We start from the raw sequence: 2,147 nt of genomic DNA, 5'->3' as shown, positions 1-2,147 counted from the left end.
AATCGAGTAGGGACTAATTTCTAGTCCCTCTCACACCACCGTGCGTGCCGTTCGGCACACGGCGGTTCAACTAACTTTTAACGCATGTCGTTTTAGATAATAATCTAAGCAAGAAACCAGTCCACGTTTAGCGAGGACTGGTTTTGATATGGCACGTTTCAGTATTGACCTCTGAGCCACTAATTGATAATGGTCACCCCAGCCAGATACTTTATCCGCTATCCACTTCGGTACTCCTAATTTGAGAAGTCCCCATAATCGCCTAGATTTCTTCTTCCATTGTTTCCAGATAATAACTCTTAGTCGAGTTCTCAGACGTTCATCGATACTTTCCATGACTGATTTCATGTTCGTCATAGAAAAGTAGTTTATCCATCCTCGAATAACCCAGTTTAGTCGCTCAATTCGGCTGTCTAAGTCAATACTCCACTTACGGGCCGTTAGTTTCTTGAGTTTTCTCTTGAAACTCTGTACGCTATCCTGATGCGGACGACTTTTCCAGCCCTCAGATGATTTCCAGAACCCAAATCCTAGATACTTCAATTTGTTCGGTCTCACAATCTTAGTCTTGGTCATGTTGACTTTCAACCCTAATCGTTTTTCAATGTAACGACTAATTGAATGCATCACACGTTTAGCCGCCGCCTCACTACCAACTGTGATGACACAGTCATCTGCGTAGCGAACAAAGCGAAGTCCGCGATTTTCCAGCTCTTTATCTAGCTCATTAAGCATGATATTGGACAGGAGCGGTGATAGATTTCCTCCCTGTGGCGTTCCAACTAGTGTTTTATACCGTTGTCCGTTGATGACTACACCTGAATGAAGGTACTTACGAATTAAGGATTCTGTATCCCCATCTTGGATAATGTTATGAACAAGTGACATCAGTCTATCTTGAGGAACGGTATCGTCAACTTCTCCAGGTCTATGTCCACTATCCACTCATAACCGTCATTAAGGTATTCTAATAACTGGATAATAGCTTGTTCGCATGACCGATTGGGTCTGAATCCGTAGCTCTTATCAGAGAAATAGGGTTCACAGATAGGGCTGAGGATTTGGACAATGGCTTGTTGTATCATTCTATCCATGACCGTTGGGATACCTAGCTGACGAACTCCGCCGTTAGGTTTGGGAATTTCAACTCGTAAGACTGGCTGTGGCTTGTACTTTCTCTGCTTTATGAGTTCTTTAGTTGAACGCCAGTGTTTGCGGAGATAGTCATCTATTTCGTCAATAGTTACGCCGTCAATTCCTGCTGAACCTTTATTGGCTCTAACTTGATTGTAAGCGTCCAACATATTTGAACGGGATAGGATATTATCTAATAACTGTGACATGTGCGTACTCCTTTCTTGTTTCGGTGTCTGTAGGATATCTTATAATGATGAACTTTCTTCTAGTCATTACGTGACTGCCTCCAGTTCTATCAGACCATTCTTTACAGACACAATCGAAGTAGGTATACTTCGGTTTGACAGTCTTTATTTTCAGTGTCAAACTTTCAACAGTCACTCCCCTGACTGTTGAAATATTCAGCCCTTCGCTCCGTTTCTATTACAGAAATTTCATCACTACTATGGCTTCGGCTGAGAGCCTGCCCCAGCCATTGTTGTCCAACGAAGAATGAGTTGAAGACAACAATAGGCGAGGGTACTTCTCATGATTCGTTGTTACTACGTCTTTTTGACGCTCATGAGACCTCACGGGATAAGTCGTACATCTTTCCTCGTTTACACAAGATATGAGGACGTTAAAAGGTCTAAGTGAAAATAGGAATTCCGACGAAGAGTCCAGTGACTCTAGGAGGAATTATCTTTTTCACACTGACCTTAGTTCGAATTCAATTACACTCGTGATTTACGCAGATAGGTTACGACTACCTTTTTGGACTTTGGTGTTCATAGCCACCTTATCCGCTATATACGCCTTGGTATCACGTTTCTGCTCGTAGTGCCACGATTTCGCTATCCCTTCCTCTGACGATCTTGGTTTCTAGCGTCAGACTTAAAACGGTCTCTCCCCAGACCGTTTTAATCCGCTACCTCACGATAGTCAGGCTTGGGAGTCGCTATAGGGTTCACCGGTAGCGGGTGCCCACGGAGGACTTTCACCTCAGATGTACGACATGCCCGTCGTACTAT

The 2,147-nt window shown here is 43.5% G+C and carries 1 pseudogene; it reads right to left on the bottom strand.

Features of this window, described 5'->3' with window-relative positions:
- Positions 1–66: 66 nt before the first annotated feature.
- Positions 67–1,343: pseudogene (gene ltrA / locus P7J36_RS11490) on the bottom strand (group II intron reverse transcriptase/maturase).
- Between the last annotated feature and the right edge of the window lie 804 nt (positions 1,344–2,147).

The organism is Streptococcus suis, from assembly GCF_046032115.1.
In the GTDB taxonomy this organism is placed as follows: Bacteria; Bacillota; Bacilli; order Lactobacillales; family Streptococcaceae; genus Streptococcus; species Streptococcus suis_AJ.
The sequence above is the reverse complement of the archived record's forward strand: the minus strand, read 5'-3'. Positions and strand labels throughout refer to the sequence as shown.